The 21,296-nt window shown below is 66.2% G+C and carries 20 protein-coding genes and 1 tRNA gene; 15 read left to right on the top strand and 6 right to left on the bottom strand.

What is annotated here, in order from left to right; translation table 11 throughout:
- Window positions 1–20 precede the first annotated feature (20 nt).
- The 6 genes from rpsK (at window position 21) to AC2EBS_RS12155 (ending at window position 5,369) form a co-directional block, all read left to right on the top strand.
- Window positions 21–425: a 30S ribosomal protein S11 gene (rpsK, locus tag AC2EBS_RS12130; RefSeq protein WP_195795824.1), complete on the top strand. Its 405-nt coding sequence runs from the start codon at window positions 21–23 to the stop codon at window positions 423–425.
- A gap of 188 nt (window positions 426–613) precedes the next feature.
- Window positions 614–1,237, top strand: coding sequence for a 30S ribosomal protein S4 (rpsD, locus tag AC2EBS_RS12135; protein WP_484728672.1), 624 nt, complete (start codon window positions 614–616; stop codon window positions 1,235–1,237).
- Window positions 1,238–1,386: 149 nt separating this feature from the next.
- Window positions 1,387–2,376, top strand: coding sequence for a DNA-directed RNA polymerase subunit alpha (locus AC2EBS_RS12140; protein WP_285235121.1), 990 nt, complete (start codon window positions 1,387–1,389; stop codon window positions 2,374–2,376).
- 97 nt (window positions 2,377–2,473) lie between these two features.
- Window positions 2,474–2,863: a 50S ribosomal protein L17 gene (gene rplQ, locus AC2EBS_RS12145; protein WP_484728673.1), complete on the top strand. Its 390-nt coding sequence runs from the start codon at window positions 2,474–2,476 to the stop codon at window positions 2,861–2,863.
- Window positions 2,864–2,992: 129 nt separating this feature from the next.
- A tRNA-Met gene (locus AC2EBS_RS12150) sits at window positions 2,993–3,069 on the top strand.
- Between the two features lie 182 nt (window positions 3,070–3,251).
- Complete coding sequence (locus tag AC2EBS_RS12155; protein WP_484728674.1) at window positions 3,252–5,369, top strand: protein-disulfide reductase DsbD family protein; 2,118 nt, start codon at window positions 3,252–3,254, stop codon at window positions 5,367–5,369.
- Window positions 5,370–5,373: 4 nt separating this feature from the next.
- On the opposite strand, the gene AC2EBS_RS12160 is transcribed toward AC2EBS_RS12155, so the two are convergent.
- The gene (locus tag AC2EBS_RS12160) at window positions 5,374–6,021 is read right to left on the bottom strand and encodes a ProQ/FINO family protein (protein WP_484728675.1); all 648 of its coding nucleotides are present in this window, start codon (window positions 6,019–6,021) and stop codon (window positions 5,374–5,376) included.
- A 64-nt stretch (window positions 6,022–6,085) separates the two neighbouring features.
- Window positions 6,086–6,289 carry a hypothetical protein gene (locus AC2EBS_RS12165; RefSeq protein ID WP_484728676.1) on the bottom strand — a complete coding sequence of 68 codons (204 nt, stop codon included), beginning with the start codon at window positions 6,287–6,289 and terminating at the stop codon, window positions 6,086–6,088.
- A gap of 228 nt (window positions 6,290–6,517) precedes the next feature.
- Here AC2EBS_RS12165 and AC2EBS_RS12170 point away from each other — a divergent pair, with 228 nt between their 5' ends.
- Window positions 6,518–7,078, top strand: coding sequence for a thymidine kinase (locus AC2EBS_RS12170; RefSeq protein ID WP_484728752.1), 561 nt, complete (start codon window positions 6,518–6,520; stop codon window positions 7,076–7,078).
- An 80-nt stretch (window positions 7,079–7,158) separates the two neighbouring features.
- On the opposite strand, the gene AC2EBS_RS12175 is transcribed toward AC2EBS_RS12170, so the two are convergent.
- Both AC2EBS_RS12175 and AC2EBS_RS12180 read right to left on the bottom strand, forming a co-directional pair.
- Complete coding sequence (locus tag AC2EBS_RS12175) at window positions 7,159–7,398, bottom strand: hypothetical protein (protein ID WP_484728677.1); 240 nt, start codon at window positions 7,396–7,398, stop codon at window positions 7,159–7,161.
- A gap of 179 nt (window positions 7,399–7,577) precedes the next feature.
- Window positions 7,578–8,336: an enoyl-CoA hydratase/isomerase family protein gene (locus tag AC2EBS_RS12180; RefSeq protein ID WP_484728678.1), complete on the bottom strand. Its 759-nt coding sequence runs from the start codon at window positions 8,334–8,336 to the stop codon at window positions 7,578–7,580.
- A gap of 231 nt (window positions 8,337–8,567) precedes the next feature.
- Here AC2EBS_RS12180 and AC2EBS_RS12185 point away from each other — a divergent pair, with 231 nt between their 5' ends.
- From AC2EBS_RS12185 to AC2EBS_RS12220, 8 genes are all read left to right on the top strand, one after another.
- Window positions 8,568–9,605: a branched-chain amino acid ABC transporter permease gene (locus AC2EBS_RS12185; RefSeq protein WP_484728679.1), complete on the top strand. Its 1,038-nt coding sequence runs from the start codon at window positions 8,568–8,570 to the stop codon at window positions 9,603–9,605.
- A 7-nt stretch (window positions 9,606–9,612) separates the two neighbouring features.
- A complete protein-coding gene (locus AC2EBS_RS12190) occupies window positions 9,613–11,400 on the top strand; it encodes a branched-chain amino acid ABC transporter ATP-binding protein/permease (RefSeq protein ID WP_484728680.1) in 1,788 nt (595 codons plus the stop codon).
- 3 nt (window positions 11,401–11,403) lie between these two features.
- Window positions 11,404–12,159 (top strand): ABC transporter ATP-binding protein, encoded by a 756-nt coding sequence (locus tag AC2EBS_RS12195; RefSeq protein ID WP_484728681.1) that lies wholly within the window; start codon window positions 11,404–11,406, stop codon window positions 12,157–12,159.
- A gap of 108 nt (window positions 12,160–12,267) precedes the next feature.
- Window positions 12,268–13,464, top strand: coding sequence for a rhodanese-like domain-containing protein (locus tag AC2EBS_RS12200; protein ID WP_484728682.1), 1,197 nt, complete (start codon window positions 12,268–12,270; stop codon window positions 13,462–13,464).
- 163 nt (window positions 13,465–13,627) lie between these two features.
- On the top strand, window positions 13,628–13,954 hold the full coding sequence (gene yajC, locus AC2EBS_RS12205) for a preprotein translocase subunit YajC (RefSeq protein WP_484728683.1): 327 nt from the start codon (window positions 13,628–13,630) through the stop codon (window positions 13,952–13,954).
- Window positions 13,955–14,121: 167 nt separating this feature from the next.
- Window positions 14,122–16,005 carry a protein translocase subunit SecD gene (secD, locus tag AC2EBS_RS12210; RefSeq protein WP_484728684.1) on the top strand — a complete coding sequence of 628 codons (1,884 nt, stop codon included), beginning with the start codon at window positions 14,122–14,124 and terminating at the stop codon, window positions 16,003–16,005.
- Window positions 16,006–16,040: 35 nt separating this feature from the next.
- The gene (secF, locus tag AC2EBS_RS12215; protein WP_484728685.1) at window positions 16,041–17,075 is read left to right on the top strand and encodes a protein translocase subunit SecF; all 1,035 of its coding nucleotides are present in this window, start codon (window positions 16,041–16,043) and stop codon (window positions 17,073–17,075) included.
- 49 nt (window positions 17,076–17,124) lie between these two features.
- Window positions 17,125–19,482 carry a DUF1631 family protein gene (locus AC2EBS_RS12220; RefSeq protein WP_484728686.1) on the top strand — a complete coding sequence of 786 codons (2,358 nt, stop codon included), beginning with the start codon at window positions 17,125–17,127 and terminating at the stop codon, window positions 19,480–19,482.
- Between the two features lie 118 nt (window positions 19,483–19,600).
- On the opposite strand, the gene AC2EBS_RS12225 is transcribed toward AC2EBS_RS12220, so the two are convergent.
- The gene (locus AC2EBS_RS12225) at window positions 19,601–20,053 is read right to left on the bottom strand and encodes a Smg family protein (RefSeq protein ID WP_484728687.1); all 453 of its coding nucleotides are present in this window, start codon (window positions 20,051–20,053) and stop codon (window positions 19,601–19,603) included.
- Between the two features lie 88 nt (window positions 20,054–20,141).
- Window positions 20,142–21,266: a DNA-processing protein DprA gene (dprA, locus tag AC2EBS_RS12230; protein WP_484728688.1), complete on the bottom strand. Its 1,125-nt coding sequence runs from the start codon at window positions 21,264–21,266 to the stop codon at window positions 20,142–20,144.
- Between the last annotated feature and the right edge of the window lie 30 nt (window positions 21,267–21,296).

Consider the following 21,296-nt stretch of genomic DNA (forward strand, 5'->3'; position numbering starts at 1 on the left):
GGTATTGAAAGAAGGTCACCATGGCAAAAGCACCCAACAATTCGGCCGCACAACGCGTTCGCAAGAAGGTTCGCAAGAACGTTGCTGACGGCGTCGCGCACGTTCACGCTTCGTTCAACAACACGATCATCACCATCACCGACCGCCAGGGCGGCGCTCTTTCGTGGGCTTCGTCGGGTGGCCAGGGTTTCAAGGGCTCGCGCAAGTCGACGCCTTTCGCAGCCCAGGTGGCAGCTGAAGTGGCCGGCCGTGCTGCTCAAGAGCAGGGCATCAAGAACCTGGACGTGAAGATCAAGGGCCCTGGCCCTGGTCGCGAGTCGTCGGTCCGCGCGCTGGCTGCCCTGGGCATCCGCATCACGTCCATCTCCGACGTGACGCCGGTCCCGCACAACGGCTGCCGCCCGCAGAAGCGTCGTCGCATCTAAGGCCTGCTGGCTTTGCTGCGATAATCTCGCGCTGAAGTTTCAACGCCGGCGAGGCACGCAAGTGCCTCGCCGGCCGTTTCGTTAAAGCCGCAAGGCTTATTAAGACCACCGTCTGATCCCAGAAAAAGCAAGGACTGACTCGCGCATGAGCTACTCGCCGTGCGTCAGATTGAAGAAGGACACGCAAAGTGGCACGTTACCTCGGCCCGAAGGCCAAACTTTCCCGCCGTGAAGGCACCGACCTGTTCCTGAAGAGCGCTCGCCGCGCCATCAGCGACAAGGCAAAGTTCGACTCGAAGCCCGGTCAGCATGGTCGCACCTCGGGTCAGCGCACTTCCGACTTCGGTCTGCAGCTGCGTGAGAAGCAGAAGGTCAAGCGCATGTACGGCGTGCTCGAGCGCCAGTTCCGCCGCTACTTTGCCGAGGCCGAGCGTCGCAAGGGCTCGACCGGCGTGAACCTGCTGCAGCTGCTCGAATCGCGCTTGGACAACGTGGTGTACCGCATGGGCTTCGGTTCGACCCGCGCGGAAGCTCGTCAGCTCGTGTCGCATAAGGGCATCACCGTCAATGGCGAAGTGGTGAACATCGCGTCGTACCTGGTCAAGGCCGGTGACGTCGTTGCCGTCCGCGAGAAGGCCAAGAAGCAGCTGCGCGTCATCGACGCGTTCAAGCTGGCCGAGTCCGTCGGCATGCCCGCCTGGGTTCAGGTCGACGGTAGCAAGCTGGAAGGCGTGTTCAAGAAGACGCCCGATCGCGACGAGTTCGGCGCCGAGATTAACGAGTCGCTGATCGTCGAGCTGTACTCGCGCTAATAGAAGATCGTCGGACCGGCCACGGGGACGAGCATTGCTCGAACCGGGCCGGCCGGTGCCTCGTCCGGACGTTCGGTCGCTGGGCCGCGTCCGGTTGGTCCCTCAGCCTTATCGGTGTAACGAACCGAGGGTATTGAAAGAAAGACCTCATGCAAACCAATCTGCTCAAACCCAAGTCCATCAATGTGGAACCTCTGGGCGGTCACCGCGCCAAGGTCACTCTGGAGCCGTTCGAACGCGGCTATGGCCACACCCTGGGCAACGCCCTGCGCCGTGTGCTGCTGTCCTCGATGGTGGGTTATGCGCCGACTGAAGTGACTATCGCGGGCGTGCTCCACGAGTACTCCGCCATCGACGGCGTGCAGGAAGACGTCGTGCACATCATGCTCAACCTCAAGGGCGTGGTGTTCCGTCTGCACAACCGCGAGGAAGTGACCCTCGTACTGCGCAAGGAAGGCGAAGGCCCCGTGACCGCCGCCGACATCCAGACGCCGCACGATGTCGAAATCATCAACCCTGACCATGTGATCGCCCATCTGTCGCAAGGCGGCAAGCTGGACATGCAGATCAAGGTTGAGAAGGGCCGCGGCTATGTGCCCGGCACGATGCGTCGCTACGGCGACGAGCCGACCAAGAGCATCGGCCGCATCGTTCTGGATGCCTCGTTCTCCCCGGTGCGTCGCGTCAGCTACGCGGTCGAGAACGCGCGCGTCGAGCAGCGTACCGACCTGGACAAGCTGGTGATGGAGATCGAGACCAACGGCGCCATCTCGCCCGAGGAAGCGATCCGTGCATCGGCCAAGATCCTGGTCGAGCAACTGGCTGTGTTCGCACAGCTGCAGGGTACCGATCTGGTCGATGCCTTCGATCAGCCGGCCCAGCGCTCCAGCAGCTTCGATCCGATCCTGCTGCGTCCGGTCGACGAGCTCGAGCTGACTGTGCGTTCGGCCAACTGCCTGAAGGCCGAGAACATCTATTACATCGGCGACCTGATCCAGCGTACCGAGACTGAGCTGCTGAAGACCCCGAACCTGGGTCGCAAGTCGCTCAACGAAATCAAGGAAGTGCTGGCTTCGCGTGGTCTGACTCTGGGCGCGCGCCTGGAGAACTGGCCGCCGCAAGGTCTGGACAAGCGTTAATTTCAAGAGAGTGGGCGGGCACTGAGAGTCCCCGCCCGGTGCCCCGGCAGTACCTGACACGGCTGCTGGTATTACAGAGAAGGAAAGGAAAAGCACCATGCGTCACCGTAACGGCCTCCGCAAGCTGAATCGCACCAGCGAACATCGTCAAGCGATGCTGCGCAATATGTGCGTCTCGCTGCTTCAGCACGAAGCCATCAAGACCACCCTGCCCAAGGCCAAGGAACTGCGCCGCGTTGTCGAGCCGCTGATCACGCTGGCCAAGGAGCCGACCCTGGCAAACCGTCGTCTGGCGTTCGATCGTCTGCGCGACCGCGATATCGTGAGCAAGCTCTTCAACGAGCTGGGCCCGCGCTTCAAGGCTCGTCCGGGTGGTTACACGCGTATCCTGAAGATGGGTTTCCGAGTCGGCGACAACGCACCCATGGCCTACGTCGAGTTGGTCGATCGCGCTGAAGCGGCTCCCGCAGAGGCCGCAGCTGAGTAAGCACTTCTGTGCTTGGCAGTGAAAGCCGCCCCCCCTAGGGCGGCTTTGTCGTTTCTGGCTCAGGCGCGATGTGATCCAGTCTAGAGCTTGCGCGCAGTTCGAGATTCCTGTTATACTTTTAGCTTCAGTCGCGGGGTGGAGCAGTCTGGTAGCTCGTTGGGCTCATAACCCAAAGGTCGTTGGTTCAAATCCAGCCCCCGCAACCAAATTAGTCGCAAGACCGGAACCGCTGATGTGCTCGTCGCATCAGCGGTTTTTTGCATCTGCGCTCCGGTGTTGTGTGTCGGCGGGCATATTGGGCCCGCGCGCCCGAGTGCGATCGATTGCCACTAGAGTGTGGGTCGCGCAGCTCGGCGCTTGGCCGGGCCATCCTGAATCGATTCATCGCATGCGAAAACTCCTGCTTGGCTGGCTACTTGTCGCCCTGTCGTTCCCCGTTCTTGCTCAGAACCATCGCGTCGATACCGACCAGGTGCGGGCCGAGCTGGTCGTACATGCTCCTGACGGCGTTGCACCAGGAAAGCCGGTATGGTTGGGGCTATTGCTCAGGCACAAGCCTCACTGGCATACCTACTGGAGGAATCCGGGGGACTCCGGCCTGCCTACTCGATTTGACTGGCAAGTGCCTGCGGGCGCCCAGGTTGGCGAAGTTGCCTGGCCTGCGCCGCAGAGATTACCTATCGGGCCGATGATCAACTACGGCTATGAGGGCGAGGTGCTGCTGGCCAGCCCGTTGAGCCTGGATTCTTCGTTGGTGGGTAAGGATCTTGCGATTGAGCTCAAGGCCGACTGGCTGGTCTGCAAAGAGGTCTGTATTCCAGAGAGCGGATCCTTTGCCCTGAGGCTCGAGGCGAATTCCGTGGTTGTGAAGCATGCGGCGGAGTTCGAGGCTGCGCGACGAAGCATCCCAGCTCCCCAAGAAGGTTCGTTCAAGGCTCGGCCCGAGGGGGCTGCGCTGGTTGCTGAGATCACTGGGCTGCCTTCGAATTGGCAGGGGCGCCAACTGCAGGCATTTCCTGAGAACGAAGCAGTGTTCGATCACGCCGCGCCTGCGCAGACGATCTGGAGCGGTGCCAAGCTGCAGCTCAGGCTGCCGATTTCGACGCAGCGTGCGGAGAGCCCGTCGACGATGCATGTCGTGCTCCGTCCGGACGGGGAGGGCCGTGATGCGCCTACTGTACGCGTGGCCTTGAGCCTGGATGGCTCTTGGCCCGAAGTTGGCAGCGTCTCTACGGCCCCGGCGCCGATGCAGGCTGGCGCTGTCGCTCCGACAACGGCTGCGGCTGCAAGCACCTCGGCTTGGCTCGCGATCGGCTTGGCCTTTGTCGGCGGCATCCTTCTGAACCTGATGCCCTGTGTCTTCCCGGTGTTGTCCTTGAAGGTCGTTGGGCTCACCGACCACGCACATGAGCATCGCGGGCTGCGACTGAGCGGGCTGGCTTACACCCTTGGGGTGGTGCTGAGCTTCGTGCTTTTGGCGGGCTTGTTGCTGGGTCTTCGTGCTGGCGGGGCCCAATTGGGTTGGGGCTTCCAGCTTCAGTCACCAGAGTTCGTTGCTGCATTGGCCCTGCTGTTCACGATCATTGGCCTGAATCTGTTGGGTGTCTTCGAGTTCCGTACCGTCCTGCCCGGAAATCTGGCTGGGCTGCGGGCAGCGCATCCGGCCGTGGACAGCTTTCTGACGGGGGTGCTGGCAGTTGCCGTCGCCTCGCCGTGCACCGCGCCATTCATGGGCGTCGCTCTAGGGGCTGCGCTGACCTTGCCGGTGTGGCAGGCCCTGGCCGTATTCGCCAGCCTCGGCCTGGGCATGTCCGCGCCCTACCTGCTGATTACCTGGTGGCCGGCGTTGAGCCACTTACTCCCCCGCCCTGGCGTCTGGATGCAGCACTTCAAGATCGCCATGGCCTTCCCGATGCTTGCCACGGTCGTCTGGTTGCTCTGGGTGCTGGGGCAGCAGGTTGGCATTGATGGGGTGGCCGCGCTGCTGGGCTTGCTGCTTGCCGTCGCACTGGTGGCATGGGTTTTCGGCACGCCCGATTTCGGGCCGCGCTCTCGCTGGGTACTTCGCGGCTTGGCCCTGGTGGTGTGCGGTCTCACGGCTGCGTGGGCGCTTCCGGCGTTGCAGGAGCGCAGTGGCAGCCCCGTACTGTCCAGTGAGACCAGCGTGGATGGGTGGGTGGCCTGGTCACCGCAGGCGGTGTTGCAGGCTCAGGCTGAAGGGCGCCCTGTGTTCGTTGACTTCACTGCCGCATGGTGTGTCACCTGTCAGTTCAACAAACGTGGCGCGCTGGCCGATGAGTCCGTGCTGGCCGACTTTCGTGCTCGGGGCGTCGTGCTCATGCGGGCCGACTGGACACGGCGGGATCCGCTGATCAGTCAGGAACTGTCTCGGCTCGGCCGCAGCGGCGTGCCTGTCTACCTGCTGCAGGCGCCAGGGCGCGAGCCTCGTCTGCTGCCAGAGCTGCTGAGCCCGGCCATCGTCCGTGAGGCGTTGGCAGGGCTCTGAGCGCTCAAGCGCCTCGACGATCAGTCTTGTTGCGTGGCACTGGGCGCCGGTTGTTCGGTGCAGCGCGTGGCGCCTGACGGTCTTCTTCGGCCTCGGTGCTCGCCTGGGCCAGCAGGCCATCGAGTTCGCTCTCTGCAATACCCTTGAGCGCACAGAAATTCGCTCGTGTCAGGGTGGTACGGCTGTAGTCGCGCAGCAAGCTCGCCCGTTGCCGGCGTTGCTCCTGCTCCAGTTGCAGTCGCTCCTGCTGCAGCTTGCGACGGCGGGCGAGTTCCGTCACTGCGGCTTGGCGATGATCCTCGGTCAGTTCTCCCGCTTGCTGGCCATCGAGGTCGAGGCGGTGGCTCGCCTTGCTCAGTGCGATGAGGTAGGCCGTGCTGCCGGTGAGCTTGCGCAGCGCTGAGGACAGCTGCGGCTTGGTGAACTGCCCAGGGGCGCGTTCCTGGATGTCGGCTTGAATGCGCAGCTTCAACGGCTTGGGGCCTCCGGCGAACAGCGCCGGGAACAAGCTCTTGAGTTGCTGGATGACGGCCGCAGCCGATTCAGGGCTCGGGGCGGGCTGCGCAGGCGTGGAGGACATGGTGCGGCGATTCGAGGCAAAGGGGCGGATTTTGCACAGACCGTCGATCGACGCGCAAGCGGCCTGAGGCAAAAGGCAGGCGGCAGGGCTGGTAAGGCGCCAGGCGAGGGCGCGTCACCATGGGCCGCGCTGCGGCTCAGGTCTTGGGTTGGCAGGCGGGCTTGCAAACCAGCTCGGTTCGCCCCAGCACGCGCTTGGACTGCAGATTGTTCGGTGTCCTGTGGCGGCCGCACTTGAAGCAGGAGCGAGTGTGGCCGCTGCCCAAGAACGGCGAGCCGCCCACCTTGGACTCGTAACGCAGCCCGTCCGGACTGACGGCGGTGTGGGTGTCTTTGCTCATATGCGTACCGACTCCTCCATTGAGCGCGGTACACGTCCTGCTCAGGGTCAGGGCGGGTTGCGCTTCACTCCTGGTGCAGATGCTAGGCCACTGGTGCGACGTTTTACTGCTCGCTTGTCCCAGTTGTTGCGAAAAGGCCGGGTGAGGGCGCGGGTTCCCGCTTCTGTCGCAGGCGGCACAATGGCGCCGCGATCGGCGTTGGCGCCGGTCTCGGACGCCCAAACTGAAATGGCCAAACTCTTCTTCCGCTATGCCGCGATGAATGCCGGCAAGTCGACTGCCTTGCTGCAGGTGGCGCACAACTACGAGGAGCGCGGCCATCGCGTGCGCCTGTTCACGGCGCGAGTTGATGACCGCTATGGCGTTGGGTTGATCACATCACGGCTGGGGCCGCAGCGGCAGGCGGAGGTGTTCGATGCGACGAGCGACTTCCGCGCGCTGATCGTGCCGACCGAGGGCACGGCCTGCATCCTGGTGGACGAGGCGCAGTTCCTGACCAAGCCCCAGGTCTGGGCGCTGCATGAACTGGCGCACACGGCGAACGTGCCGGTGATCTGCTACGGTTTGCGTACCGACTTTCGCGGTGAACTCTTCCCCGGTTCGGCCACGCTTCTGGGTTTGGCCGACGAGATGGACGAGATGAAGACGATCTGCGACTGCGGGCGCAAGGCGACGATGAACATGCGTGTCGACGCTGACAACCGCAAGGTCACCGAGGGGGCGCAGGTCGAGATCGGTGGCAACGCGCGCTATCGCGCGGTGTGCGGGCGCTGCTTCCGCCATGCCTGATGCATTTGCTGCAGACGCAAGCTAGGACCAGATCGTCAACGTTTGCAGGCCAGGCCAGACTGGCCCGGCAGGCAGGACTATCAGGCCTTGCTGGCGAGTTGCGCCTCAAGCTCCTTGCAGGAGGGCGCGCACACCGGCTGTGACTTTCCAAGCAGCTTCTTGGACTTCAGCATCGCGCGCGGGCGGTGCTTGCCGCAAAGGAAGCACGACATCGTGGCCGCGCCGAATGAGGAAGTCGCCGCAAATGGCGACCCCGGAGCTTTAGAGCGGTAACGCAGACCATCCGCTTCGATGGTTGTCTTGGTACTGTCTTTGGCCACGCTTGTCCTGGGTGCTGAAGGGGGAACGTCGGCGTCAGCGGCGAAACCGGCCCCGGTGGGCCTGTTGCGATGACGCAACCGCAAGGGCTCTATTTTCCACCATGTTGGCCCTTGCTGCCGCACCGACCGCCCGCGTCCTGTCGCCAGCCTCGGTCTCTTGAGGTCCGCTGCGGCTTCATTTAGCGCCCGACGAAGTGCGGCAAGCGCTTCTCCTCCCAGGCGCGCAGCCCCTCGGCCAGGTCTGCAGAGGCGTTGGCTTTATCGATGTCCCGTTGCAGGGCGCTCGCGTCGATCCGGCCTTCAGCGATGGCGTTCAAATGCTGCTTCATCGGCAGCAGTGCCAGCGGAGCCAGGCCGGCCAGGCGCTGGCACAGCTCATCGCATGCAGCTGTCAGCGCTTGGGTGTCCGGCAGCAGTCGATCGAGGAAGCCGCAGGCCAGCATGTCCTGAGCATCCAGCGTTTCACAGCCCAGCAGCACGCGCTTGGCAGCCGAAATCCCGAGCCGGGAGACATAGCGCTCTATGCCGCCGCGGTAGAAGTGCAGGCCCAGGCGGGCTGCCGGCACAAACATCTCGCAGGCAGGCGTGCCGAGCCGGAAGTCGCAGGCCAGGGCCAGATCCGTGGCGCCGCCGTACACCCCACCTTGGATGGCGGCCACCGTCACCGGCCGGGCGTTGGCCCAGGCATTGGTCAGCCGCTCGAACAGGGCTCCGGCATCGACGCCCGCCGCCGCCCTGATATTGAAGCCGCTGCAGAAATGCTTGCCCTGCGCTCGCAGCAGCAGCACGCGCACCTCAGGCCTGGCTTGCACCGCGTCGAGATGGTCCAGCAGGGCCTCCAGGTCATCGGGATCGAGGCGGTTGGCCTGTTGGGGGCGGCGCAGAGTGACCGTCGCCAGATGGCCTTCGATATCAAGACAGGGGGCAGACTGCGGCATGGGGGAGGGGATTTCGCTGTTGCGCTTGGGCGTCAGTCTAGCCCTGCGCTATCCGTCAGCCCAGGACCTGCGAGGCTCCGGGCGCCGCCCCCGACAGGTCTGGCGGCAATTTCGACCGAACGGTCGGATGAATTTGCGCTTTGTCAATGCGGCCTGGCACTAGGGGCGAACTAAGGGTTTTTGTTTAGAGTCCACGCTCGGCCACCGAGGTGCGGTGGCGGGGTTCCTCTCATGGATTTCACGATCGCAAGCATCCTGATGCTGGACGGGGTCATGAACGGTGCGGTCTACGCGCTGCTCGCCCTGAGCCTCGTGCTGGTATTCGCCGTCACGCGCATCATCTTCATCCCGCAGGGGGAGTTTGTTGCGTACGGCGCGCTGACGATGGCCTCGCTGCAGCTCGGACAGACGCCTCTGACCATCTGGTTCCTGCTGGTGCTGGCCATCGCGGTCGCGGCGCTGGACTTGTGGGCTGGATGGCGTGCGGGCAAGCCCCTGCCTGGCCTTGTGCGCGGCGTGCTGCTCGGCGCGGCCCTGCCGGTGGGCATTGCCTTGTTCGGCCTATGGGCTGCGCCGCAGCAGCTACCGCTGGTGGGCCAGGCGCTGCTGACGCTGGCGGTGGTGACACCCATGGGCGGACTGATCTACCGACTGGCCTATCAGTCGCTGGCGGACGCCACCGTGCTGGTGCTGCTGATCGTCTCGGTGGGCGTGCATTTCGCGCTGACCGGCCTGGGACTGGTGTTTTTCGGTCCTGAGGGTTCGACCAACCCGAGCTTCTGGCAGGCCAGCTTCAACCTCGGCCCGCTGATGTTCAGCGGCCAGACCCTGATCATCCTGATGTGCGCGGCGGCACTGATCATCATGCTGTGGCTGTTCTTCGAGCGCAGCCTTTACGGCAAGGCGCTGCGAGCCACTGCGGTGAATCGCTTGGGCGCCCAGTTGATGGGGATCTCCAGCACCGGAGCGGGGCGGCTGTCCTTCTCGATGGCGGCTTTCATCGGCGCGCTGTCGGGCCTGCTGATCAGCCCGACCACGACGATCAACTACGACAGTGGCTTCCTCATCGGCCTGAAGGGTTTCGTCGCGGCCGTTTTTGCCGGCCTGTCCAGCTACCCGCTGGCGGCGCTGGGCGCGCTGCTGGTGGGTCTGCTGGAGTCCTTCAGCTCCTTCTGGGCCAGTGCCTTCAAGGAAGTGATCGTGTTCACCTCCATCCTGCCCGTGCTGCTGTGGCGCTCGCTGCGCGACCCGCACAAGGATGAGGAGTAAAGCCACCATGCGACAAGCGTCTTCGCGCACACTGATTCCGCTCGCGGGCCTGGTCCTGCTGTTCATGCTGCCGCTGCTGCCGGTGCCCGAGTTCTGGATCACCCAGCTCAATTACATCGGCATGTATGCGATGGTGTCGTTGGGGCTGGTGTTGCTGACCGGCGTCGGCGGACTTACATCCTTTGGCCAGGCGGCCTTCGTCGGCCTGGGCGCCTACACCACCGCCTTGCTGAGCACGCGTTACGGCATCTCACCCTGGCTGGGCCTCATCGTCGGCTTGATGCTCACCGCCGGCGTTGCGCTGCTGCTGTCCTGGCTGACGCTACGCATGTCGGGGCACTACCTGCCGCTGGCCACCATCGCGTGGGCATTGAGCCTGAACTACCTGATCGCGAACATGGAGTTCCTCGGCAAGTACGACGGCCTGCTCGGCGTGCCGGCGTTGAGCCTGTTCGGCATCAGCCTGCAGGATGGACGCTCGCTGTATTACCTGATCTGGGCGATCGCCATACTCGCCGCGCTGGGTGTGCGCAATCTGCTCGACTCGCGCCCCGGCCGGGCGATTCGAGCGCTCAATGGCGCGACGACGATGGCCGAGGCCATGGGCGTCTCGACCTTCCGCTACAAGGTGGCGATCTTTGTGCTCGCGGCACTGCTGGCCTCGGTGTCGGGCTGGCTCTTTGCGCACTTCCAGCGCACGGTCAACCCCAGCCCATTCGCGCTGAAGATGGGCATCGAGTACCTGTTCATGGCAGTGGTCGGCGGCATCGGCGGCGTCTGGGGCGCTTTCGTCGGTGCCGGCGTGGTCAAGGTGATCGAAGACCAGCTGAAGGAGTTGCTGCCTGCCTTGCTGGGCAGCAGCGGCAACTTCGAGATCATCGTGCTCGGCTTGGTGCTCGTGCTGATGCTCAAGTACGCGCCCAAGGGGCTGTGGCCCTATCTGAACGCTGTCTTGACCCGTTGGTGGCCGGCGCGCCAGCGCGAGCGCGACTGGGCCGATGCCGCAGCGCTGGCCGCACGCGACAAGCCCGCCACTGGCGAGCTGCTGCTGGACGTGCAGGCAGTGCGCAAGGAGTTCGGCGGCCTGGTCGCCGTCAACGACGTCTCCTTCCAGATCCGCGCCGGCGAGATCGTCGGCCTGATCGGCCCCAACGGTGCCGGCAAGTCCACCACCTTCAACCTGATCACCGGCGTGCTCGCGCTGTCCCGCGGCGGCGTGGTCTTCCGCGGCCAGCCGGTGGGCGGCCTGCCCTCCCGAGAAATAGCGCGTCGCGGCATGTCGCGCACCTTCCAGCACGTGAAGATGATCCCCGACATGACGGTGCTGGAGAACGTCGCGCTGGGCGGCTATCTGCGCTCGTCCAGCGGCACGGCCAAGGCCATGCTGCGCCTGGACCGCGACGAAGAGAAGCGTCTGTTCAAGGAGGCGGAAGCCCAGCTGGCGCGCATCGGCATGGCCGACAAGATGCACGAGCTGGCCGGCAACCTGGCGCTGGGGCCGCAGCGGCTGATGGAGATCGCCCGCGCGCTGTGCACCGACCCGGCGCTGCTGCTGCTGGACGAGCCAGCGGCCGGCCTGCGCCACAAGGAGAAGCAGGCGCTGGCCGAGGTGCTGCGCCAGCTGAAACGCGAAGGCATGAGCATCCTGCTGGTGGAGCACGACATGGAGTTCGTGATGGGCCTGACCGACCGCATCGTGGTGATGGAGTTCGGCACCAAGCTGATCGAGGGCACGCCTGAGGTGGTGCAGGCCAGCCCCGAGGTCCGCGCCGCCTACCTGGGAACGGAGCACTGAGCCATGGCTGACAAAGACCTATTGCTGCAAGTCAGCGGCCTGCAGGCCGGCTACGGCCGTGCCGAGGTGCTGTCGGGCCTGAACCTGGAGCTGCCGCGCGGCAGCGTGGTCACCGTGATCGGCCCCAATGGCGCCGGCAAGAGCACGACGCTGAACGCGCTGATGGGCGTGCTGCCGGCCAAGGGTCGCATCGTCTTCGACGGCGAGGACATCGCCAGTCTGACGCTGGAAGAACGCGTGATGCGCGGTCTGGCCTTGGTGCCGGAGAAGCGCGAGCTGTTCACGACCATGAGCGTGGAAGACAACCTGGTGCTGGGCGGATACCGGCCGATGCGCCTGGGGCAGCGCGACTGGCGAGACGGCCTGGACAAGGTCTTCGAGCTGTTCCCGCGCCTGAAGGAGCGCCGCACCCAGCTGGCCGGCACGCTGTCGGGTGGCGAGCGCCAGATGCTGGCCGTCGGTCGTGCGCTGATGGCGCGGCCCAAGGTGCTGATGCTCGACGAGCCCAGCCTGGGGCTCGCGCCGCTGATCGTCAAGGAGATCTTCCGCATCGTCGCGCGGCTGCGCGAGACTGGCGTGTCCATCCTGCTGATCGAGCAGAACGCGCGCGCCGCACTGGAAGTTGCCGACTATGGCTATGTGCTGGAGACCGGCGAGATCGGCCTGGAAGGGCCTGCCGACCAGTTGGCCAGCGACCCGCGCGTGATCGAGACCTATCTTGGTGCGGCCAAGAAGCAGTCGGGCGAGACGCGCGCGTGAATGCCTCGGGGGCTGAGCGTGATCGAGGCGTGATCGAGTTCACGACGCGCACGCTGCTTACGTTTGCTGTCAGGCGAAAGGGGCGGCGGCCTCTCTAGACTGACGGGCATGACGCTTCGCAATCGCTGCCCCGTACTTCTTCGCACCGCGCTGTCCGCTGCCCTGGTCCTCTCTGCCGCATTGCTGCCGGCCGGCGCCATGGCGCAATCCACCAGCGTGCTGGTCAACCCAGGCGATCAGTGGGAGCAATCGCGCTTCGCCGTCTTCAACGACTGGAAGTCTGTGCTCGAGCCGGCGCTGCGGCGCGAGCGGGCGCAGGCGGCGAAGCTGGCGCAGTCGGGCGATGCCAGCGCCGATCTGGCGACGACGCGCTCGCGCATGCATGACGTCTACGTGGCGCCAGCCCATGTGATCGGCAGCGCGGTGCGCTACGGCTATCAGCCGGTGGCCGGTCTGGACAAGCCGGTGCAGGCGGTGTTGGTTGCACCGCAGGCCAGCGCGATCAATTCCCTGGCCGATGCGGCCGGCAAGCGCATCGGCGTGCCGCTGCAGGACAGCATCGTGACCTATCTCGTGCGCGGTGAGCTCAATGCGGCCAATACCACGCTGCGCCGGCACTTCGCCTCGGTGTTCGAGAGCCGCTATCAGGATGCGCTGCTGGTCTGTCTGCAGATCAAGCGTTGCGACGTGGTGGCGGTGGAGCGCGTGGTCTACGAGCGCTGGGTCGCAGCAGGCGAAGCGCTCAAGCCTGTCATGCAGAGCAAGGCCGTGCCGGGCCTGGCGGTGGCGCTGAAGCCTGGCGCCAGCCTGAGCGCTGAGGGCCTGCGTGCTGCCTTGCTTGCCAGCCCGGGCGTCGGCGGCCAGAAGCTGGTGGCGCTGGCGCCGGATGCCTTCGACTACGTCGCCACCCTGGGCTACTTCACGCCGCGCAGCCTGCCGGGCGCAACCGTGGTTGATGCCCCGGCGGTGCAGCAACTGCTCGCCAAGGGCGGCGCCCAGTACATCGATACCCGCAGCGAGGCCGAGTTCAAGGCCGGTCATGTGCCGGGAGCCAAGCTGCTGCCCTATGTGGAGAAGAGCGCCAAGGACGCCGACTACCGTGCCGAGGACGACCAGTTCGATCTCGCCAAGCTGCCCGCCGACAAGGCCACCCCGCTGGTGTTCGCCTGCAACGGCGCCGAATGCTGGAAGAGCTTCAAGGCCAGCCGTGCCGCGCTCAAGGCCGGGTACACGAAGGTGAACTGGTTCCGCGGCGGCTTCCCTGAGTGGCGCGCCGCCGGCTTGCCGGTGCAGACCCAGTCCTGAGCCCGCAGTCACGCTGAGCCCCTGGCATCGACCGGGGACCGAGCCGGTGATTGCCCCGGCCCGGCCCCGGTGTTTGCGCGCATCTGCCGCCTGGGGCGCCCGCATACAATCCGGCGTTCTTCGTCCGCTCGCATGGGGCGGTTGTTACCAAAGGGACTCCGACGTGTTTATTTCCAACGCTTTTGCCCAGGCGGCGCCCGCTGCCGGCGCCAGCACCGAGAGCAGCCTGATGAGCATGCTGCCGCTGGTGCTGATGTTCGTGGTGCTGTACTTCGTGATGATCCGGCCGCAGATGAAGCGGCAGAAGGAACACAAGGCGATGATCGAAGCTCTGGCCAAGGGCGACGAAGTGGTCGTCGGCGGCGGCATGCTGGGCAAGATCACCAAGCTGGGCGACAGCACGCTGTCGCTCGAAGTGGCTCCCGGCGTCGAGGTGCAGGTGCAGCGCGGTGCCATCGTGCAGGTGCTGCCCAAGGGCACCATCAAGTAAGCCAACAAGCAGGCAGACCGACCACGAGTCCGCCGTTGCGGTGCGCGCCTGTGGCGCGCCGCCGCAGCACGAAGCAGGCCCGGCCCACGGAGATGGTGTGCCGGGCCTTTGTGGGTTGAGGCGCCGCGGCATGCGGTGGGCCGGCAGCCCCGGAGGAAGTCTTCATCATGAATCGTTACCCGCTCTGGAAGTACCTGACCCTGCTGGTCGCGCTGCTTATCGGGCTGATCTACACGCTGCCGAATTTCTTCGGCGAGGCGCCGGCGGTGCAGGTGTCCAGCGGCAAGGCCACCATCAAGGTGGATGCGCCGCTTCGCGAGCGCGTCGAGCAGGTCATCGCGGAGGCCGGCATCAAGGCCGACTTCGTGCAGCTCGAGGGCAACTCGGTGAGGGCTCGCTTCGGCGACACCGACACACAGATCAAGGCCAAGGATGCGATCGCCAAGGCGCTGAACACTGATCCTGCCGACCCGTCCTACATCGTCGCGCTGAACCTGGTGTCGCGTTCGCCGCAGTGGCTGACCAGCCTGCATGCATTCCCGATGTACCTGGGCCTGGATCTGCGCGGCGGCGTGCACTTCCTGATGCAGGTGGACATGAAGTCGGCGCTGACCAAGAAGGTCGAGTCGCTGACCGGTGACGTGCGCACCCTGCTGCGCGACAAGAACATCCGCCATGCCGGCATCAGCCGCGATGGCAACAGCGTCGTCGTGGCCTTCCGCGAGGCCGAGCTGATGGCGAATGCGCAGAACCTGCTGCGCGACCAGATGCCCGATGTGCAGTGGACGCCTGCAGCCGGTGGCGAGCTGCGCCTGGTCGGCGCGCTCAAGCCCCAGGCGCTCGTGCAGGCCCAGGAGGCGGCACTCAAGCAGAACATCACCACGCTGCACAACCGCGTTAACGAGCTGGGCGTGGCTGAGCCTGTGATCCAGCAGCAGGGCCTGGACCGCGTGGTCGTGCAGCTGCCGGGCGTGCAGGACACCGCCAAGGCCAAGGACATCATCGGTCGCACCGCCACGCTGGAACTGCGCATGGTGGACGACAGCGCCGAGGCGCAGGCGGCGATCGCCGGTTCCGGCCCGGTGCCCTTCGGTACCGAGCGCTTCATCGACCGCGGCTACGGCCCCATCATCGTCAAGCGCCAGGTCATCATCTCGGGCGACAACCTGATCGACGCGCAGGCCGGTTTCGACGACAAGCAGCAGCCCGCGGTGCACCTGACGGTCGATGCCAAGGGTGCGCGCATCATGAAGGACGTGTCGCGCGAGAACATCGGCAAGCGCATGGCCATCATCCTGTTCGAGAAGGGCAAGGGCGAGGTGGTCACCGCGCCGGCCATCCGCGGCGAGCTCGGCAACCGTTTCCAGATTTCCGGTGCGATGACCACGCAGGAGGCCAACGACACCGCGCTGCTGCTGCGCGCCGGTTCGCTGGCAGCGCCGATGGAGATCATCGAAGAGCGCACCATCGGCCCGAGCCTGGGCGCCGAGAACATCAGCAAGGGCTTCGCATCGGTGATCTGGGGCTTCGTCGCGGTGGCCGCCTTCATGTGCGTGTACTACCTGCTGTTCGGCGTGTTCTCCTCGCTGGCACTGGCCTTCAACCTGCTGCTGCTGGTGGCGGTGCTGTCGATGCTGCAGGCCACGTTGAGCCTGCCCGGCATGGCGGCGATCGCGCTGGTGCTCGGTATGGCCATCGACTCCAACGTGCTGATCAACGAGCGCATCCGCGAGGAACTGCGCGGCGGCGCCTCGCCTCAGGTGGCGATCAATATCGGCTACGAGCGCGCTTTCGCCACCATCCTGGACTCCAACATCACCACGCTGATCGCCGGTATCGCGCTGCTGGCCTTCGGCTCGGGTCCGGTGAAGGGCTTCGCCGTGGTGCACTGTCTGGGCATCCTGACCTCGATGTTCTCGTCGGTGATGTTCTCGCGCGCCCTGGTCAACCTCTGGTACGGCCGCCAGAAGAAGCTCAAGTCGCTGTCCATCGGCCAGATCTGGAAGCCGGCTGTTGAGCCGGTCCAGTCGACCGAGACCCCCAAGACCTGAGCCGCGCCACGACGACATAGGAAGCAAGACAAGTCATGGAACTCTTCCGCATCAAACGGGACATCCCGTTCATGAGGCACGCGTTGGTGCTCAACGCGATCTCCTTCATCACTTTCGCGCTGGCGGTGTTCTTCCTTGCCACGCGTGGCCTGCACTTCTCCATCGAGTTCACCGGCGGAACGGTGGTCGAGGTCGAGTACGCACAGCCCGCCGACATCAACAAGACCCGCGAGGTGGTCGAGAAGATGGGCTTCGGCGAGGTTCAGGTGCAGAAGTTCGGCACCTCGCGCGATGTGATGATCCGCCTGCCGCTGCGCGGCGACATCAAGCAGACCGAGCTGGTCGGTCGCGTCTTCGCCGAGCTGTGCAAGGCCGAGTCCGGCACGGTCGTGCAGCGCGAGATCGTCACCGACAAGGGCGAGGCGATCAGCAAGCAGGTTTGCGTGACGGCGGCCGATGTCGAGCCCGTCAAGCTCTCGCGCAGCGAGGTGGTCGGCCCGGCGGTCGGCGCCGAGCTGGCGTCTGACGCAGCCAAGGCGCTGGCCTTCACGGTGGTCGGCATCATGATCTACCTGGCCTTCCGCTTCGAGTGGAAGTTCGCCGTCGCGGGCATCATCGCCAACCTGCACGACGTGGTCATCATCCTGGGCTTCTTCGCCTTCTTCCAGTGGGAGTTCTCGCTGGCGGTGCTGGCGGCGGTGCTCGCGGTGCTGGGCTACTCGGTGAACGAGTCGGTGGTGATCTTCGACCGCGTGCGCGAGGCCTTCCGCAAGTACCGCAAGCTCAACACCCAAGAGGTCATCGACCACGCCATCACCAGCACGATGAGCCGCACGGTGATCACCCACGGCTCCACGCAGCTGATGGTGGTCTCGATGCTGATCTTCGGCGGCCCGACGCTGCACTACTTCGCCGTGGCGCTGACCATCGGCATCCTGTTCGGCATCTACTCCTCGGTGTTCGTTGCTGCCGCCATCGCGATGTGGCTGGGCGTCAAGCGCGAGGATCTGGTGAAGGCCCCGATCAACAAGGAAGATCCGGACGACCCCAACGCCGGGGCGGTGGTGTAGATTCGGGCCAAGCCCTGCCGACACTAGCATTAGCCTGCCGCGCGCCGACATGACCGCTGAACGCAACAGAGACTTGGCTCACAAGGCGCGGCGGGCCTATCTCGATGCTCTGGTGCGCGGCCTCGCGCCGCTGGGCGCGGCGATCGGCGAGGCGGCGCAGCAGCTGTTGCTTGCGCCGGCCGAGTACCCGGTGATGGTGGCGCGCCGCGATGGCGTGCAGGCCTGGCAGCTGCGAGGTCCGGGTTGGCAGGCCGGCTTCATCGCCGCATTGCGCCACGCCGCCGAGCATGGCGTCGAGATGCCTGGCGCCTCGCTGCCCGGTGCGCTGGGCAAGGCCGATCGGCACGCTCACAGCCGCCCGGCGCCGCTGAGCCTGGTGGACGACGACACCATCGAGCGCGAAATCACCAGCTCGCGCCTGGCGCTGGCGATGATGGACCAGGCCAGCTGGGAGTTCACCGATCTGCGCACGCGCATCCATCTGCTGGAGCAGCGCGACGAGCTGCCGGTGGACGATGTGCTGCGTGCGCCAGTGGTCGCCAAGCTGGCGCTGGACGCCTGGTATCGCGCCGGTCTGGGCGCGTCCGAGTGGCAGATGCTGCAGCCAACCCTGCATGCCGAGTTCGCTCAGCTGCTCGGCGAGGCCTATCACGAGACCAATCACTGGCTGGTGCGTCACGGCGTGATGCCCGAGGTGGATTTGCGGCCCTTCATCCGCCGCGCTGCCGGCCCGACGCTGCCCGCCAGCCCGCCGAGCTCGCGCGGCGGCACCGAGGGCTGGCATGAAGAGACGCGCTTCATGCCGCGCCAGGTGTCGGCCACGCAGGCGATGCCGCTGAGCCGGCAGAGCGCCCAGGCCGACGAAGTGCTGCGCCAGCTGCAGCGCGTCATCGGTCGTCAGGTGCCCGGCTTCGTGGGGGCTGCCGCTGCGCCTGCCGCAGCCGGCAGCGCGCCGCCGCCCAGCCAGCCCGGCGGCGGCTACCATCCGCCCTCGGCCCGGCTCGATGCGGCGATCAGCCGGGTGCAGGATGCGATGCAGCACCGCAGCACCGCGACGCGCAGCGTGACGCCGGACATCGAGCTGCCGCCGGCACCGGCCCAGCTCGACGAGATCCGCTCGCGCAACCAGGCGCTCAAGCAGGTGCTCAAGCAGGCGGCCGACAGCCCGGCTGAGCGCGCCACCATCGAGATCGTCGCGCTGCTGTTCCAGAGCATCCTGCAGGAAGAGCGCATTCCGGCCTCGGTGCGCGTATGGTTCGCACGCCTGCAGATGCCGGTGCTGCGCGTGGCGATCGGCGAGCCGGACTTCTTCGCCTCGGCCGACCATCCGGCGCGCGACCTGATCGACCGCATGGGCGCCTGCGTGATGGGTTTCAACAGCAGCAGCTCCTCTTCTCCGCCTGGCGGCGGCGAGGCGCTGGAGCGCGAGATCAAGCGCATCGTGCAGGTGGTCGAGGCCTATCCGGATACCGGCCGCCGCGTCTTCCAGACCGTGCTTGGCGAGTTCGAGAAGTTCCTTGCCCACTATTTCCAGAACGAGAACCAGGCCAGTGTGCGTGGCGTCTCGCTGGCGCAGCAGGTCGAGCAGCGCGAGACGATGGCGATCCAGTTCACCATCGAGCTGCGCAAGATGCTCGCCGAGGTGCCGGTGGAGGACGGCGTGCGCGACTTCCTCTTCCAGGTCTGGGCCGACGTGCTGGCCGTCACGGCGGTGCGCAGCGGCGCACAGTCCGAGGTGACGCGACAGATGAAGCGTGCTGCGGCCGACCTGATCTGGTCGGCCAGCGCCAAGACCTCGCGCGAGGAGCGTGCCGAGGTGATCCGCAAGCTGCCCTTGCTGCTCAAGACCTTGCGCGATGGCATGGGCCATGCGGGCCTGTCGGCGGCGAAGCAGGACGAGCAGATCCGCACCTTGAACAGCGCGCTCGCTGCCGCCTTCACTGCCAAGACCGCAAGCATCCCGCGCGAGCGCCTGGAAGACCTGATGTCGCAGCTGCAGGCGCTGGAGGCCATGCTGCCGGAGGCGGGCGTGCTGGAGATCAACGAGTCCCTGGTGCGCGACCTCTCCGGCCACGAGAGCGAAGACCTGGAGGTGGTCGCCGAAGGCGGCGCCGCCCCGACGCCGGCCATGCTCGCGTGGGCGCGCGAGCTGCAGGTGGGCGGCTGGTACATGCTGGACTACCGTGGCCGCAACGAGCCGGTGCAACTGGCCTGGCGCGGCATGCGCCATCAGCTGACGCTGTTTGTCACTCCTGGTGGGCGCGGCGTGCTCTTCCAGCTGAACCGGCTCGCGGCCTTCCTGCAGGCGGGCCTGCTGCTGCCGGCGCAGGACGAGACGCTGACGGTCAAAGCCACGCGCGACGCCCTGGCCAAGCTGGACGCCGATCCGACGCGGCTGTTGGGATAGGCCCACGCGCTGCGCGCGCCAAGCCACGGAGGGTTGAGCCTAGCAATGCCCCCTCAAGGGGCGAGCCTAGTGGCCTGGCAAAACCGGATCCACGGGCTCCGCTCGCGAATGCCTCTCGCTAGTGAATGAGGCGGTCTTCCGGGGCGACGAACAGCTCGTCGAGGATCAGCGCATCGGGCTCTTCGCCCAGGCTCCAGAACACCATCAACACGATGATCTTCAGGTCCTCGAGATCCATCGGGGCGCCAGGAATGGCCATGGCGCGGTCGATGACCATCTCGCGCATCGGCGGCGGCAGCACGCCGGCCGACGCCAGAAAGCTGATGAAGCCGATCGATGCCTCGCCCAGATGCTCCAGCTCATCGGACGAATAGACGCGCAGCGCGCTTGCGCTCTGCTGTCCGTGATGGGACTGGGCGGCCTCCGCGAGACCATCTAGCCAGGACAGCGCATCGCGGATCTCGTCGCTTTCGAAGCCGACCGCCGACAGTTTGCGCGTCAGCTGGGCGTGGCCCGGGCAGGCGTCCGGCCGCCAGTAGGTTTCGTAGAGATAGACGAGCACGTCGAACATGGCTTCATGATACCCGAGGGGGTGAAAGCGCCTATGCCTCGAAAAAGCCGCCCTTGTCGGTGCTGCAGGCTCTGGCGCGCGAGCCAGATCAGGTCGGCCGGCGGCGCTGGAACAGCGAGCCCGGCAGCCGGGCGACCATGCCGGCCAACTCCAGCTCCAGCAGCAGGGCACTGAGTTCGCCTGTGGGCCAACCGCCGCGGGCCTGCAGCGCGTCCAGCCCCACCGGCTCGAAGCCCATCGCCTCCAGCACGGCGGCGGCGCGGTCGGGAATGTCGGCAACTGCCACATCCTCGGCTGGCCCGTCAGACGGCGCGGCGCCTGGCATCACGGCACCGGGCCGCTGCAGTTCCTCCAGCACATCGTCCGCGTTCTCCACCAGCTTGGCGCCCTGGCGGATCAGGGCATGGCAGCCGTGGCTCTGCGGCGAGTGGATGGAGCCCGGGATGGCAAAGACCTCGCGGCCCGCCTCCGAGGCCAGCCTCGCGGTGATCAGCGAGCCCGACCGCAACGCCGCCTCGACCACCAGACAGCCCTGCGCCAGGCCGGCGATGATGCGATTGCGGCGCGGAAAGTTGGCGCCGAGCGGCGGCGTGCCGAGTGCGTACTCGCTGACGATCAGGCCGTGCTGGCGGATCTGCGCCGCGAGCGCGGTGTTGCGCGGCGGATAGACCTGATCCAGGCCCGTGCCGACCACCGCCAGCGTCGGCGCGCCCGCCTTGAGGGCGCCCTGGTGCGCCGCCGCGTCAATGCCCTGCGCCAGCCCGGAAACGATGCACAGCCCGGCAGCGCCCAGCGCCTCGGCGAAAGCCTGCGCGTTCTCGCGTCCTTGCGCTGTCGGGTTGCGGCTGCCGACGATGGCCAGCGCCGGCTGGCCGAGCAGCTCGCGGCGTCCCTGCAGGTAGAGCAGCAGCGGCGGGTCGGCGGTGTTCAGCAGCGGCGCTGGGTAGTCCGGGTCGCCGAGCAGCAGGATGTCGTGCCGGGGATCCTCTTCCAGCCAGGCGCGGGTCCTGTCCAGCAGCTCGGCCAGGCCTGGCGGCGCTTCATCGAGTGCGCTCGCCAGGCTGGGGCCGACCACCGAGGCCCGCGCTGCCGGGCTGGCGGCGAACACGCCCTCGGGGGAGGCAAAGGCGGCGAGCAGTCGCCGCGCGGTCTCCAGGCCTATGCCCGGCGTCTGCAGCAGGCGCAGCCATGCGGCGAGCTCGTCGAGCGCCATCGCCGGGCCTGCTGTTGCGACGCCAGCGGG

This window comes from Roseateles sp. T103 (genome assembly GCF_057219915.1).